Here is a 15426-nt window from a genome sequence, read left to right on the forward strand (position 1 = left end):
TCCCAAAGATTGTCTATAAATAACCTCGCGATCACTCGCTTGGCACGGCCGCTGCACGCTTGCGACATCCCTCATCCGCAAGGACCGCCACATGACTCAGAACGACCCGGGCAACGACTATCCCCTGAGCGAAGTCCCGATGCACGCTCGCAAAGGCCTGGCCTCCACGGCCATGGTGCTGCTGGGTTTCACCTTTTTCACTGCCACCATGTTTGCCGGGGGCAAGCTGGGGGTGGCGTTCGGCTTTGCCGAAATGCTCACGGTCATCGTCATCGGCAATCTGCTGCTGGGCCTCTACGCCGCCGGCCTGGGCTACATCGCCTTCAAGAGCGGGCTCAATTCGGTGCTGATGGGCCGCTTCTGCTTCGGCGAGGTGGGCAGCAAGCTCAGTGACTTGATCCTGGGGTTCACCCAGATCGGCTGGTACGCCTGGGGCACAGCGACCGCCGCGGTGGTGCTGGGCAAGTATTTCCAATTGAGCGAGGGCACCGTGCTCGGGTTGATGGTGCTGTTCGGCCTGGGCTTCTGCGCCACGGCCTACATCGGCTATCGCGGGCTGGAAATCCTCTCCTACATTGCCGTGCCGGCCATGATGTTGCTGCTGATGCTGTCGATGTGGGTCGCGACGGTGAAGGCCGGCGGCCTCGATGGCTTGCTGGCGATAGTGCCGACGGGCAGCCTCGACCGGTCCACCGCCATCACGTTGGTGTTCGGCACCTTCGTCAGTGGCGCAACCCAGGCGACCAACTGGACGCGGTTTTCCCGCTCGGCGAAGGTCGCGGTGCTGGCGAGCCTGATCGGCTTTTTCATCGGTAACGGCCTGATGGTGCTGATCGGCGCCTACGGGGCCATCGTCTATCAACAACCGGACGTGGTCGAAGTGTTGCTGCTGCAGGGCTTCGCCATGGCGGCGATGGCCATGCTGCTGCTCAACATCTGGAGCACCCAGGACAACACCATCTACAACTTCGCCGTGGCCGGTTGCAACCTGCTGCGCACCCGCCGGCGCAAAACCGTGACCCTGGGCGGCGCGGTGATCGGCACGCTGCTGGCGCTGCTGGGCATGTACGACCTGCTGGTGCCGTACCTGATCCTGCTGGGCACGGTGATTCCACCCATTGGCGGGGTGATCATGGCCGACTTCTTTTTCCGCTGGCGTGGTCGTTATCCGCGCCTGGCCGAGGCGCAACTGCCGGCGTTCAACTGGCCCGGGCTGTTGGCCTATGGGGTTGGCACCGTCGCGGCATTCAATTCGCCATGGGTCGCACCACTGGTAGGAATCGCTGCCGGCGCGCTAACGTATGTGCTATTGATCAGCGTAATGGGTACTCGCGCCGCTGACACCCCCCTCCAAGACCTCTAAAGGATTCGCTTGATGCACATCATCAACGCCCGTTTGCGTAACCGTGAAGGCTTGCATGAGCTGCACCTTGAAAACGGCCTGATCGCCAATATCGCCCGTCAGACCGAGGCCGCCAGCCTCGGACCGGAGGACCTCGACGCCGGCGGCAACCTGGTGGTCCCGCCCTTCGTCGAACCGCACATCCACCTGGACGCGACCCTCACCGCGGGCGAACCGCGCTGGAACATGAGCGGCACGCTGTTCGAAGGCATCGAGTGCTGGGGCGAGCGCAAGGCCACCATCACCGAGGAAGACACCAAGACCCGCGCCAAGAAAACCATCCAGGCCCTCGCTGCCCATGGCATCCAGCATGTGCGCACCCACGTCGACGTGACCGATCCCGAGCTCACGGCGCTCAAGGCGCTGCTGGAGGTGCGCGAGCAAAGCCGTCATCTGATCGACATGCAGATCGTCGCGTTCCCCCAGGAAGGCATCGAGTCCTACCGCAATGGCCGTGAGCTGATGGAAGAAGCGATCCGCATGGGCGCCGACGTGGTGGGCGGCATTCCTCACTTCGAGTACACCCGCGACCAGGGCGTCAGCTCGGTGAAATTCCTCATGGACCTGGCCGAGCGTACCGGCTGCCTGGTGGATGTGCATTGCGACGAAACCGATGACCCGCACTCGCGCTTCCTCGAAGTGCTCGCCGAAGAAGCCCGCAGCCGCGACATGGGCGCGCGCGTCACCGCCAGCCACACCACGGCCATGGGCTCCTACGACAACGCCTACTGCGCCAAACTGTTCCGCCTGCTGGGGCACTCGGGCATCAGCTTCGTCTCTTGCCCCACCGAGAGCATTCACCTGCAAGGGCGCTTCGATAACTTCCCCAAACGCCGCGGTGTCACCCGGGTCAATGAACTGCTCGAAGCCGGGATGAATGTGTGCTTCGGCCAGGACTCCATCGTCGACCCGTGGTACCCGTTGGGCAACGGCAACATCCTGCGCGTGCTGGAAGCAGGCCTGCACATCTGCCATATGCTCGGCTACCGCAACCTGCAAAGCGCCCTGGACCTGGTCACCGACAACAGCGCCAAGGCCATGGCCCTGGGCGAGCGCTACGGCCTGGAACCCGGGCGCCCGGCGAACCTGCTGATTCTGTCGGCGGACAGCGATTACGAAGTGATCCGCAGCCAGGGCTTGCCGCTCTACTCGATTCGCAACGGCAAAGTGCTGATGAAGCGGCAGATGCCGCTGGTGGAGTTTGCGCAGCAGCCAGACTGATTCCCTGTGGGAGCGGGTTTGCGCGCGAAAGCGCTAGGGCACAGACCGCGCCGTACCAAACAACCTGACCCGCACCAACTCACCCGCCTCTTCTTCCAGCAAAATCGGCGCAGTCCCCCCCGGCATCACCACACTCACCGCCCCCGCCTTCACCCAACCCACCCGCCACGCCGCACTGGCCACGGCACTGGCGCTGGTGCCCGAGGAAGCCGTGGGCCCCTCGCCCCGCTCAAACACCCGGGCCGCGATTCGCCCCTCGGCTTCGCGCCAGGCCCATTGCAGATTCACACCCCTGGGGCACGGGACGCCGGCCCCACCAGGGGCGGCATAGGCAATGCGGGTCAGGCTTTGCGACAGCGCCGCAGCACGCATCTGCGAATTGCCCGGCAACGCCTCGACACCCTCCACCAGCGTCACGCAATGAGGGTTACCGATACTCACGAACTGGCTGTGGCCCCACGCCGGGTTCAACCGATGAAGCGCCGCCACGCGGCTGACATCGCACTGGTTGAACATCACGCTCTCGACCTCCTGGGCGCCAACGGCCTGGGCTCCGAACAGCGGTTTGCCCAGGTCCAGCCAGAAGCCTTGAACGCCATCGAATTCAGCGGCGCGAACCGAGGTGTGCAGCGGTGACAAGCCGTCGGGTTTGTCGTGATGAACTTGCAGCACACACTCTCCCGCGCCCGGCATCAAGCCCTGCGCTTGCAACGCCTGGGAGAAAATCGTCAGGCCGTTGCCGCTGCGCTCGGCCAGGGTGCCGTCGGTGTTGACAATCAATAGATCAAAAGGCGGTTGGTTCTGGAACGGGCCGATCAATAGGCCGTCACTGCGATGGGCCTTGGCGTCCGGAGGTGCTTGGCCCGGCGCCCAACTGCAGAAGGCATGCACGGCAGCCTTGGCCCAGGACTCGCGCCGCTGTGCAGCCTGGGCGGCCGACGGCGGCAGGTCAATGCCGCGGTCACGTACCTGTTGCGGTGAAACGACGCCATACATATTGCCGCGTGCATCATAAAACTGCGTCATGGACCAGACCCGTAATCAGCCAGCAGGGGCCGGTACTTTATGCTGGCAAAGGCTGTGGGAGCAAAGCCTGCACGTTGGCCGCACCTTGGGGTCGCGGTGCGGTCTGCGGATATGCCAGCATAGGCGCCTGCCCGCCTCACCGCACCGCACCAAAACCAAGGACGTTTCATGACTGCCATTACGCCCCCGCCCACCTTTATCCCCGGACGCCTGGAACAAATGTCCACCCGCATCGCCTACCTCATCGCCGGCATCGGCATCGCCGCCTGGGCGCCGCTGGTGCCTTACGCCAAGGTACGGGCGAACCTGGATGAAGGCACCCTCGGGTTGCTGCTGTTATGCCTGGGGGTCGGGTCGATCCTGGCAATGCCGATTTCCGGCGCGCTGGCGTCTCGGTTCGGCTGCCGGCGGGTGCTTAGCGGCGGCACGATTCTGATCTGCCTGGCATTGCCGTTGCTGGCGACAATGACCTCCCTGCCCTGGCTGGTGGCCGCATTGTTCCTGTTTGGCGCCGGGCTCGGCACCGTGGACTCGACCGTGAACCTGCAAGCGGTGATCGTCGAGCGGGCCAGTGGCAAGACCATGATGTCGGGTTTCCACGGTATGTTCAGCCTCGGCGGGATCATTGGCGCGGCCGGTGTGAGTGCCCTGCTTGGCCTGGGGCTTTCGCCGCTGGGGGCAACGCTGGTGATCAATGGGGTGCTGCTGGTGGCGTTGATCAAGGCTGCGCCGCACCTGCTGCCCTACGGCAGTGAAAGCTCGGGACCGGCGTTCGCCATTCCCCACGGCGTGGTGCTGTTTATCGGCATCCTGTGTTTCATCGTGTTCCTGGCCGAAGGCGCGGTGCTGGACTGGAGCGCCGTGTTCCTGACCACCGAACGCGCGGTGGATACCGCCTATGCCGGGCTCGGTTATGCCGCCTTCGCGCTGACCATGACCGTCGGCCGGCTGACCGGCGATTCAGTGGTGCATCGCCTGGGGGCCAAGCGCGTGATCATCTATGGCGGATCGATCGCGGCAGCCGGGTTCCTGTTGGCGACCCTCGCACCGATGTGGCAAGCCGCACTGCTGGGCTATGCGCTAGTGGGCGCCGGGTGTTCGAATATTGTGCCGGTGCTGTACACCGCCGTCGGCAAACAGACCCTGATGCCAGAGGCCATCGCTGTTCCGGCCATCACCACCATCGGCTATGCCGGCATCCTTGCCGGCCCGGCGCTGATCGGCTTCGTCGCCCACGGCAGCAGCTTGAGCTTTGCCTTCGGGTTGATTGCGATGTCGCTGGTGGCGGTGGCGGCCAGTGGCAAAGTGTTGAAGGTCTGAGGTACCCACAGGTTTGCTCCCACAGGCTCACCCCACAGGTACTTTTTCTGCTGATTACGCTTCAGGCATCTTGCGAAAGCCCACTGCCAAGCGGTTCCAACCATTGATGGCGTTGATCGCCACGGTCAGGTCGACCATTTCCTTGGGGCTGAAGTGCTCGCTCAACAGGGCATAGTCGGCGTCCGGCGCGTGGGTATCGCTCAGGCGGGTCAGGGCTTCGGTCCAGGCCAGTGCGGCGCGCTCGCGGCCGGTGAAAAACGGCGCTTCACGCCAGGCGGTCACGGCGTACAGGCGACGCTCGGTCTCGCCGTCCTTGCGGGCATCGGCGGTGTGCATGTCGATGCAGAAAGCGCAGCCATTGATTTGCGAGGAACGCAGCTTGACCAGCTCCAGCAGGGACTTTTCCAGGCCCAGCTTCGAGACGGCGGTTTCCAGGGCCAGCATGGCTTTGAAAGCGTCAGGGGAAGCGGTATAGAAATCGATACGCGGTTGCATGGTGAACTCCAGGACAATTGGGTGTAGCGCTACGTTAGCCGTGCAGTGGCGCAGTACAAATAGCCAATTGTTGGGAAGTTCGGGTGGCCAATGGGGGAATTTATCCTGTAGGAGCTGGCGAAGCCTGCGATCTTTTGATCTTTCGCTTGAAGCTCAAGTGTCTTTGGAAAGATCGCAGCCTCGCTTCGCTCGACAGCGCCTACACAAGTGCTTCAGGCGCGGCTGCGCAACCATTGCAGGAAGCGTTTCTTGGCGATGGGCTTGGGGGCTTCGCGGGTGAGGTTCTGGGCGAGGTGCATGCGTACGTCCAGCAGGTTTTTCATCGCCTCGTTGATGTCGCGACGGGCCTCGAGGCAAGGCTTGAGGTAGCTGTTCTCGATGCGGTACAGGGTGCAGAACGTCTTGGCGGAAAAACTCGCCAGCGCCGCCTGCCCGGCGACGATCCCGGCTTCGCCGATCACCTCCCCCGGCCCCATGCGCCCGCCCTCCAGTGGCTGGCCGTTGCGCATGAGGGTCACGCTGACCACCCCGGACTCGATGATGAACAGATGATCGCTGACCTCCCCGGCCGCCAGGATCACATCACCGGCACGGAAGGTCTGCAGGGTCATGTTCTGGGCGAAGGTGTCTTTCTCATCCTGGCGCAGGGTGGAGAAAATGTTCGAGCTTTCCAGCAAGGCCCGGGGTCGCGACACCTCCTGGGGGTCCGCGCGTTCACTGGTGGACAACAGGCTCACGCCCGCCGCCTGCAGATGCCGGAACGCCAGGTCGAACAACTGGTTGCGCACCGCGCGTTTCTGGGCCATGGAGGCAACGAACCCGCTGATCTCGTACTCCGTCCCGCCACTGCCGCTGCTTTTGAGCGCCACGCAGGGTGCCGGGTTGGCGAGCAACGAGCGACAGCCAATCATCGCCCGCTCCAGCGCGTCGATCACGGTTTGTGGCCGCGCGTGAGGGCTGACCTGGATACTGATGGACAGACCATGGACATCGCTGGGCCGACTGAAATTGATGATCTTGGCTTTTGCTGCCAGTGAGTTGGGGATCACCGCCATGCTGCCCTGGGCGGTCTGCAAGCGCGTGGCGCGCCAGTCGATGTCAGTGACCCGGCCTTCGGTGCCGTCGATGGAAATCCAGTCATCGAGCTGATAAGGCTTGGTGGTGTTGAGCACGATCCCGGAGAACACGTCGCTGAGGGTGCTCTGCAAGGCCAGGCCGACGATGATCGCCATCGCGCCGGACGTGGCCAGCACGCCCTTGACCGGTAAATCCAGCACGTAGGCCATTGCTGCGATGACGGCGATCAGGAAAATCACCGCGCCGAGCAAATCCTGCAACAACCGCCCGGTATGGCCGACCCGTTGCATCATCATCGCGCCGATCAGCACCGTCAGGGTTCGCGCAGCAAACAGCCACCAGGCGATCTGCAAGCCGGTAGCGGCCAGGTGCCGCGGCACATCGTCGACCCACTGCGCCGGCACCATGGGGTTGAGGCCTTCGTTGAACAGCAGCACGCTGAACAAGGAAAAAATCACCAGCCTTGCGCCGACTTTCCAATAGATCCGATTCGCACTGACCAGGCGCCACATCACAAGGTCGAGCACCAATAGTGCCAGGGCACAGAACAGCGGGTGCTCGGAGATCAGAGACAGCATCGGGACAGCTCCGGGAAGGCGATTGGCGAAGATTGGCACAGATTGAACGCCCTGTAGAGATCCCCACAGATCCCCATGTGGGAGCTTGCTCCCACAATGGGTTCAGGGTGGCTGCTGTTTCGCGTCAATCATCCATCCGGCCAAAACGCCCGGAGTGGAAATCGTTGAAAGCCTGGTGGATTTCCTGTTCGCTGTTCATCACGAACGGACCATGGCCGACGATGGGTTCGTCGATCGGCTCGCCACTGAGCAGCAGCACCACCGCATCGTTATTGGCTTGCAGGCTCAATTGATCGCCAGCACGGTCGAACAGGGCCATTTGCCCGGCCTCGACCCGTTCGCGGCCATTGGCCTGGACCGAGCCTCGCAATACCACCAAGGCGGTGTTGTGGCCTTCGTGCAGGTCGAGAATAAGATTTTTCCCGGCATTCAAGCGGATGTCCCAGACGTCGATGGGCGTGAAGGTCCTGGCGGGGCCTTGATGCCCTTCGAAGCGCCCGGCGATCAGGCGCAGGCTGCCGGCGTTGTCCTTCAGGGCGATGTTCGGAATGTCGCCCTTGAGGATCGTCTGGTAACCGGCCGGGGCCATCTTGTCCTTGGCGGGCAGGTTGACCCACAACTGGACCATCTCCATGAACCCGCCCTGCCGGGCGAAGGTTTCGGAGTGGAACTCTTCATGGATGATGCCGGACGCAGCGGTCATCCATTGCACGTCGCCAGGGCCAATCTTGCCGCCGCTGCCGGTGGAATCACGGTGCTCCAGTTCGCCCTGGTAGACGATGGTCACGGTTTCGAAACCGCGATGCGGGTGCTGGCCGACGCCACGACGCTCGGTGGTGGGCGTGAATTCAGTAGGGGCGGCGTGGTCCAGCAGCAGGAATGGGCTGACGTGCTTGCCCAGGTTGTCATAGGAAAACAGCGTGCGAACCTGGAAGCCATCGCCAACCCAATGGGGACGTGGACTGGTGTAGAGGCCGATGATGTTTTTCATGCTGTGTCTCCAAAAATCAGGTGCTGCGATTTAATGGGCACAGCTTAGAACCGACACCTTTGCAGCACTAGACTGCAAAAATCGGCTTTAGCGTTCTATACAGAGAACGATCAAAATTCTGTGGGAGCGAGCTTGCTCGCGATGGCGGTGTATCAGCCGAAGATGCATCGACTGACGGATTGCTATCGCGAGCAAGCTCGCCCACAGGTTTAGGGTCGGCTCATTTAGAGGTGATTGCGCTTGGCAAACTCCGACAACCCCACCAACGATTGCAGGCCAAGCTTTTCCAACAGCCGAGTCTTGTAGGTGCTGACGGTTTTTGGGCTCAGGAACAGGCTTTCGGCAATGTCCTTGCCACGCATGCCCAAGGCCAGCATGCGCAGGATGGATAACTCGCGGGTAGAAAGACTTTCCAGGGCCTGATGTTCGCTGCGCTGCTGAAAGTCCAGCCTGACGGACATCTGCGGAAAATAGGCATAACCGGACTTCAAAGCCTGGATGGCCTTGGTCAGTTCCTTGAGGTCGCTTTTCTTGGTCACAAAGCCACGGGCCCCGGCCGAAATGCAGCGGTTGCAGAAGTGCTGCGCATCCTGGGAAGTGAACACCAGCACGCTGCATTCAGGGAACTGGGCCATGATCCAGACCAGCAGGTCCAGGCCATCGAAACCGTTCATCACCAGGTCCAGGATCACCAGGTCTGGCACACGTTCCTTGATGAGGGCCCGGGCGTCGGCCACGCCGCTGGCGTCCCGGATGTGGGGGAACGCCTCATTCTGGCAAATAAGCCGCAACGCCCCTCGTATGACAGGGTGGTCATCCACGATCAACACGTCTTTCAAGGCAATTCCCCAGGTCATTACAAACGGCACCGGCGCCATGGCTGCACCGGACTCTTGCATAAGCGCCAGGCCGTGCCACCTGTCAGATCCGACAGTGCAGACCAACGGTCTTTCTCAGCGCCCATGGCCCTGCCTGAGGGGGTGCGTCCAAGGTTGCAGCGACTCACTGGCGTGAGGATCGACCCATTCCATCAGGCGCTGCAGGGAGGCAAGATCAGGCAACGGCGCCTGGCTCAGGTGCATGCTCGCTCGGCGCGCGACCGGCACCGACGACAGGCTGGCCGGTTGCGCGTTGTAAATCATCCCGTGACGAACCTGCGGGTTATAGATAACAAAATCGTGCAGGTCCAACGCCCCGCTTGCCAGCCCGGCATTGATGACAATCAGGTCGAACGGCTCGCTGCCGTACTCCACCAGCGTCAGCAACTCTTGCACATGACTCACGGGGACAATCCGGAAATAGCCCTGTTGATTGAACAGGCGCTCCAGCACGATTCGATGAGCATGTTGTGGGTCGGCAATCAGGATACGGAGTGCTTTGTTCGGCATGGCAAGCTTTCCAATAGCAACGCGCCAGGTAGAAACCGGCTCAAGAACATTCAAGGGCCGTCAGGCTAGAGGAAGCTCTTGAAAGGCGATGTAGGACTATTCCCAAAATGATGACGGACGAGGCCCCTGCGACGAGGGAACCTGTCCTGCGCTCGACGCTTGTGTAGGAGCTGGCGAAGCCTGCGATCTTTTGATCTTTTGATCTTTCGCTTGGGATTCAAGTGTCTGGGGAAAGATCGCAGCCTCGTTGCACTCGTCAGCTCCTACAGTTCCTACGGCTCCTACTTCCCCATGTAGATCTTTAGTTGCTCGGCCAGGTGCTTGATGGCTTGGCGAATATCTTCCACGGCTTGGGCGAGCAGCAAGGTGTCGCCTCCCCGACAAGCGCTTTCCAGCGCCTCGCAGGCGGCGATCAGGCGTTGCGCCTGGACGATCCGCGCCCCGCCCTTGATCCGGTGCGCCAAGTCCGCCAGGCCCGGCAAGTCCTGTCGGCTGGACAGGTGCGACAGTCGCGCTTGATCGTCGGCATTGCTGCTGACCAGTTCCTCCAGCAGCGCCCTGATGGCGGTCGTGTCGCCGCCGGTCAGTTGCTCCAGGCTGGTCAAGTCAACGCCGGGCTGCGGCGCCCCCACGTCCGGCGTGACCGAAGCCAGGCTCGCATTGAGCTCCCGAAGGCTGATGGGCTTGAACAGGCAATCGTCCATTCCGGCCTCGGCGCAGCGGTCCTTTTCCTCAGCTTGGGCGTTGGCCGTGAACCCCAGGATCACGCCGGGCGACAGGTTTTGCGCACGCTCTTCGTCGCGAATGGCCCGCGCCAGTTCGTAGCCGCTCATCAAGGGCATGTTGCAGTCGGTGATGACCACATCGAAGTGTTCGCTGCGCCAGGCGTGCAGACCTTCGACACCGTTCTGCGCCTCCTGGACACGATGGCCCAGGTAGCCCAGTTGCTGGGACAACAGCAAGCGATTGGCCGGGTAGTCGTCGACCACCAGGATATTCAGCGCCCGGCCCGGCACCAGCGCCTCGGCCTCGACAGGCGGCGCGGCCGGCAAGGCATCGAGCACCGACAGGTCCAGCAGAATCTCGACCTGCGTGCCCTCCCCCATCACGCTGCGCAACGTCAGGGTGCCGCCCATCATTTCGCACAACGTGCGACTGATGACCAACCCCAGCCCGGAACCGCTGCGGGCCGACTGGGTGGTGTGGGTGGCCTGGGTAAAGGGGTTGAACAGGCGGCGCTGGTCCTCAGGCGAAATCCCGCAGCCGGTGTCCTCGACGCGCAGGCAAATGCCCAGGCGCCCGTGTTCAGCGTCCGGCTCGCCGCGCACGCTCAGGCGCACCTCGCCCTGGTCGGTGAATTTGATGGCGTTGCTCAACAGGTTCGAGACGATCTGCTTGAAGCGCAATGGGTCGATCAACACGTCACGGTTGACCCCGGCGTCCAGCACCCGTTGCAGGCGCAGGTGCTTCTGCCGCGCCAGGCCCTCGAAAATCCGCGCCACCGACTCGGTCAATTCGTGCAGATTGGCCCGTTGCGGCGCCAGCGACAGCTTGCCCGATTCGATGCGGGCGATGTCGAGGATGTCGCCGATCAAATCCAACATGCCATGGGCGGCCCCCGACGCGACCTCGATGGCGAACCGGTCCACGATGCCCTGGTCGGCTTTTTTCAGGGCCAGTTCCAACAGGCCGATCACCGCATTCATCGGTGTGCGGATCTCATGGCTCATGGTCGCCACGAAGGTGGTCTTGGCCCGATTGGCGTCATCGGCGCTTTGCTTGGCGACGCGCAATTGCTCCAGCAGGCGCCGCAGATAAATGACCCAGCCCAAGGTCACCAGCAACAGCAGCGCAGCGACGGTGAACCCCTGGAGAATCGTGGTGCGGTTGCGCAGCCAGTAACTGTCGTCGATCACCACCTCACTGCGCCAGCGGTTGGTCAGCTCGTCCATCTCTTCGGGAGAAATGCTCAACAGCGCCTTGTCGAGAATCGAGTAAAGCTCCAGTGCGCCCCGGTTCGTCGCCAATGCGACGCGCGCCGGCAAAGTGCCGACGGTACTGGTGACCTGCAGCTTGTCGCGGTATTGGCGGGAGATCATGTAGCGGGCACTGATCAGCGGATTGATCGCAGCGTCCGCCGTGCCGGCGGCGACCATGGCCATGGCGTCGGCGTTGTTTTGCGCCGTCACCAATTGCACGCGGGGGAACTGTTCGAGCAGGAACTCGCGCAACACGTTGCCGCGCACCAGCGCCAGGCGCTTGCCAGCCATCTGGTCCAGGGTTAGCGGGCCCTCGGCCCGAGCGGGCACCACCAGCACGAACGGGTTCGTCAGGTACGGTCGGGTAAAGCGCAATTCGTCTTCGAGTTCGGTGCTGGGTATGGCGGTTGCCAAGACGTCGGCCTTGCCGCTCTTGATCTGCCCGATCAAATCGTCAACCGAGCCGCCACGCTGCACATCGAACTTCAAACCGGTGCGCAAGCTGACCCTCGCCAGCACATCGGCGCCGATGCCGCGCAAATGGCCTTGTGCATCGAAGAACGTCAGCGGCAGGAAGTTTTCGTTGACCGCCACCTTGATCCGCGGATGAGCGTCCAGCCAACGCTGCTCCTTGACGCTGAAATGCAGCACCTGCTGACCCGGCATGCTCGCGCCGCCGGCACTCCAGCGCCTCAGGATGCTCATGTGTTCGCTGGCGGGGATGGCTTGCAGCGCGGCATTGATGATGCGCAACAGGCGCGTGTTGTCGCGGCTGACCGCGAAGGCGAACGGCTGCACTTCCATGCGCGAGAAATCGGCCAATTGAATATTGTTAAGGTAGTTCTTGCTGATCAAGTAGTTGGAACTGATCGAATCTCCCAGATAAACGTCGGCCTGACCAAACGCCACGGCGCCAATGGCGCTCAAGGTCGAGGGAAACAGCTGCAAGGAGGCCTCGGGATAAAAGGCCTCGACCGTCTCCGGCGGCAAGTAGTGGTACAGCATTGCCACCCGCTTGCCCGCCAGGTCGCTGGGCAGGTCCTGGCTGTCGTTGATCCGGGCCACGAGCGTCGGCAGGTCATCGGCATAGGGCCGGGACATCGCCAGGTCCCGATCGGCGGCTTCGAAGCCGTTGGCGGTGCCGAGCATATCGATCTCACCGCCGCGCAGGGCCTGGAGCGATTCGGCACGGGATGGATAACGCTGGACCTGCACCTTGACGTGCAAGAGTTGCCCGAGCAATTGCGCGTAGTCGGCGGTCAGGCCTTCATAGTCGCGACCATTGCCGGTGATGCTGAACGGCGCGTAGTCCGGTGCCGAGGCGCCCAGTTGCAACGTGCCCTTTTGGCGCAGCCAGGTCCAGTCGGCATTGTCCAGGGACACCGAATAATCGCTCACATTGGAGCGCCCGAGCACCAGCAGCACCTCGGGCGCCGCGCCCACCGTTGGCGCCACACTCACTGAGCCCAGCAACAGCGCCACCAGGCCTGTGCGTAAAAACAGCATCATCTGGTCAGGTTGTTTCGTTTGGCGTAGTCGGCCCGGCGCACACCGACTGCACGTTCAGTCAGGGTGACCGGCTGATGGGTTCAGACTGCCAATACGGGGGAACAGCGAACCGAGCCTTTCAAACAGCAGGAGGCTGTGAAGTGAGTGTAGGAAGTTTCTGAAGAATTTCCTGACTGGCTTGCGGTTGTTTTGTAGGAGCTGGCGAAGCCTGCGATCTTTTGATCTTTCACTTGGGACTCAAGTGTTTGGGGAAAGATCGCAGCCTCGCTTCGCTCGACAGCTCCTACACAGCGGCGAGCAACTGATCGCGCACCGGACGTGCCTGTCCGCGATTGTTCCCGTGCTCATAGAGCGAGCCGGCGATTTCATCGGCGCGCACCGGCAGGATCGACAGCAAGGTGTCGCTCAGGCCATGGCTGGCCTGGCAGAAGCCCTGCATGTAGATCGCCGCCTTGCAGCGCTCGTCGGTGATCAGCTTGTAGTTGCGATCCACCTCGAAATCCCCCAGGTATTGCGCCAACGGCTCCAGCAAGGTGCGGTGCATCTGCCGTTCGTAACCGGTGGCCAGCACCACGGCGTCGTAGCAGCGCACCGTCAGTTCGCCCGTGGCGTTGTTGCGCACCGCCAGTTCCACGCCAGCGTCGGTGGCCGTGGCGCTCTCCACGGTGGTGAGGGTGCGGAATGCATGCCGGGCCACGCCAGAGACTTTCTGGCGATAGAAAATCCCGTAGATGCGTTCAATCAGGTCGATGTCCACCACCGAATAGTTGGTGTTGTGGTACTCGTTGACCAGGCGCTCGCGCTCGCTGTGGGGTTGCTGGAACACCAGGTCGGTGAACTCCGGCGAGAACACTTCGTTGACAAATGGGCTGTCGTCCGCCGGCTTGAGGGCCGAGCCGCGCAGGATCATGTCGACCTGCACCGAGGGGAAGCTGTCGTTGAGGTCGATGAAGGCCTCCGCCGCGCTCTGCCCACCGCCGATGATGGCGATCTTCATCGGCTGGCCCTTCACGCACGGCTGACCCGCCATGCGCGCCAGGTACTGGGAATGGTGGAACACCCGCGCGTCATCCTTGAACGCCTTGAACGCCTCGGGAATGCGCGCCGTGCCGCCGGCACTGACCACCAGCGCCCGGGTGGTACGAACCCGTTCCTCGCCCTGGGCACTGCGGGAAATCACCCGCAGCGCCTCGACCTGCTGGTTGTGCAGCAGCGGTTCGATGCGCAGCACTTCTTCGCCATAGCGACTCTGTTCGGTGAAGTGCCCGGCCACCCAGCGCAGGTAGTCATTGAACTCCATGCGGCACGGATAGAAGGTGCCGAGGTTGATGAAGTCCACCAGGCGGCCATGGTGCTTGAGGTAATTGACGAACGAATACGGGCTGGTGGGGTTGCGCAGGGTCACCAGGTCCTTGAGGAAGGAAATCTGCAACTCGCTCTGGGTCACCAGGGTGTTGCCGTGCCAGCGGTAGTCGGCCTGTTTGTCGAGGAACAGCACGTCCAGTTCACCCTGGACCGGCCCCCGCTCCTGCAGCGCAATGGCCAGCGCCAGGTTCGAAGGGCCAAAGCCGATGCCGATCAAATCGTGAACGATGGGCGATGCAATTGCCTGTGTCATGTCCAGTGTCCTCTGGAAAAGCCCTCAACAGGGCGCGAAAAGCCTGGGGTGACCTGCCCAGCGTTTAGGGGCCAACAAGTCGTGTGTTGAGAGGAACGAGGACAATGAAAAAAAATTTACCGCGATGCGACCGGCGTGGGCAGATTAATGCGCGTCCCACTGCCGCACGCGAATGCGGCAGTGCTTCATGGCGTTGACGATGTGTTTTTCCACCAGTGCCCGGGAAATGCCCAGGCGCTCGGCGATTTGCGGATGGGACAGGCCTTCGAGCTTGCGCAGCAGGAAACTTTCGCGACACAGCGGCGGCAGCTCGGCCAGGGCGCGCTGGAGCATGTCCAGGCGTTGGCCATGGTCGAGGCTGGTCTGGGGCGACGGGGTGAAGAAGCGCTCTTCGCTGTCCAGCACCTCCAGGGATTCGACCTGACGCAGGGTATTGCGCCGATGCCCGTCGATCACCAGGTTCAATGCCGTGCGATAGAGGAACGCCCGGGGCTGTTCGATGGGGGTGTCGCTGGCGCGCTCCAGCACCCGTACATAGGCGTCATGCACCACATCCTCGGCCGCCTGGCGGTTGCCTAGCCTGGCGTTCAGGAAACACACCAGCTCGCGATAGTAGTTTTCCAACATGACTCCCGTGCGCAATGGCTGCGACCGCTATCCCTGTGCCCACTCGGCATGCCTGGAACAGGCAATGGCACGATGGTGGCAGATTCAATCGCGTAATTTATAGTAATTCTCATATAGATTTAAAGCTTTGGTTTGTATCGGGCCTGATTCATTCGGATAAATGAGGCGCCAGGGCCGCTTTTGTGGCGAGGGAGC

General features: G+C 62.3%; 12 protein-coding genes. 3 read left to right on the top strand and 9 right to left on the bottom strand.

Annotated features, from left to right (window positions below):
• The first annotated feature begins 91 nt into the window (after nucleotides 1-91).
• On the top strand, nucleotides 92-1363 hold the full coding sequence (gene codB, locus GFU70_RS19180) for a cytosine permease (RefSeq protein ID WP_153388634.1): 1272 nt from the start codon (nucleotides 92-94) through the stop codon (nucleotides 1361-1363).
• Between the two features lie 12 nt (nucleotides 1364-1375).
• Nucleotides 1376-2623 carry a cytosine deaminase gene (gene codA, locus GFU70_RS19185; protein ID WP_058546869.1) on the top strand — a complete coding sequence of 416 codons (1248 nt, stop codon included), beginning with the start codon at nucleotides 1376-1378 and terminating at the stop codon, nucleotides 2621-2623.
• A 33-nt stretch (nucleotides 2624-2656) separates the two neighbouring features.
• Here codA and GFU70_RS19190 read toward each other — a convergent pair whose 3' ends face one another.
• Entirely contained in the window at nucleotides 2657-3649 is a 993-nt protein-coding gene (locus GFU70_RS19190; RefSeq protein ID WP_153388635.1) for a diaminopimelate epimerase, read from the bottom strand.
• Nucleotides 3650-3817: 168 nt separating this feature from the next.
• Here GFU70_RS19190 and GFU70_RS19195 point away from each other — a divergent pair, with 168 nt between their 5' ends.
• Nucleotides 3818-4969, top strand: coding sequence for an MFS transporter (locus tag GFU70_RS19195; protein WP_153388636.1), 1152 nt, complete (start codon nucleotides 3818-3820; stop codon nucleotides 4967-4969).
• A 54-nt stretch (nucleotides 4970-5023) separates the two neighbouring features.
• Here GFU70_RS19195 and GFU70_RS19200 read toward each other — a convergent pair whose 3' ends face one another.
• The 8 genes from GFU70_RS19200 to GFU70_RS19235 form a co-directional block, all read right to left on the bottom strand.
• Nucleotides 5024-5464 (bottom strand): carboxymuconolactone decarboxylase family protein, encoded by a 441-nt coding sequence (locus GFU70_RS19200; RefSeq protein WP_003203930.1) that lies wholly within the window; start codon nucleotides 5462-5464, stop codon nucleotides 5024-5026.
• Nucleotides 5465-5676: 212 nt separating this feature from the next.
• Complete coding sequence (locus tag GFU70_RS19205; protein WP_058546866.1) at nucleotides 5677-7119, bottom strand: mechanosensitive ion channel family protein; 1443 nt, start codon at nucleotides 7117-7119, stop codon at nucleotides 5677-5679.
• Between the two features lie 124 nt (nucleotides 7120-7243).
• Complete coding sequence (locus tag GFU70_RS19210) at nucleotides 7244-8110, bottom strand: pirin family protein (RefSeq protein ID WP_058546865.1); 867 nt, start codon at nucleotides 8108-8110, stop codon at nucleotides 7244-7246.
• 224 nt (nucleotides 8111-8334) lie between these two features.
• The gene (locus GFU70_RS19215) at nucleotides 8335-9009 is read right to left on the bottom strand and encodes a response regulator transcription factor (RefSeq protein ID WP_226920949.1); all 675 of its coding nucleotides are present in this window, start codon (nucleotides 9007-9009) and stop codon (nucleotides 8335-8337) included.
• Between the two features lie 54 nt (nucleotides 9010-9063).
• Entirely contained in the window at nucleotides 9064-9498 is a 435-nt protein-coding gene (locus GFU70_RS19220) for a response regulator (protein WP_058546864.1), read from the bottom strand.
• Nucleotides 9499-9779: 281 nt separating this feature from the next.
• Nucleotides 9780-12986 (bottom strand): transporter substrate-binding domain-containing protein, encoded by a 3207-nt coding sequence (locus tag GFU70_RS19225; protein ID WP_153388637.1) that lies wholly within the window; start codon nucleotides 12984-12986, stop codon nucleotides 9780-9782.
• Between the two features lie 283 nt (nucleotides 12987-13269).
• Nucleotides 13270-14604 (bottom strand): lysine N(6)-hydroxylase/L-ornithine N(5)-oxygenase family protein, encoded by a 1335-nt coding sequence (locus GFU70_RS19230; protein WP_153388638.1) that lies wholly within the window; start codon nucleotides 14602-14604, stop codon nucleotides 13270-13272.
• A gap of 144 nt (nucleotides 14605-14748) precedes the next feature.
• Nucleotides 14749-15231, bottom strand: coding sequence for a sigma-70 family RNA polymerase sigma factor (locus tag GFU70_RS19235; protein ID WP_153388639.1), 483 nt, complete (start codon nucleotides 15229-15231; stop codon nucleotides 14749-14751).
• Between the last annotated feature and the right edge of the window lie 195 nt (nucleotides 15232-15426).

Origin of the sequence: Pseudomonas brassicacearum, from assembly GCF_009601685.2 — a bacterium.
GTDB classification, from domain to species: Bacteria; Pseudomonadota; Gammaproteobacteria; order Pseudomonadales; family Pseudomonadaceae; genus Aquipseudomonas; species Aquipseudomonas kilonensis_B.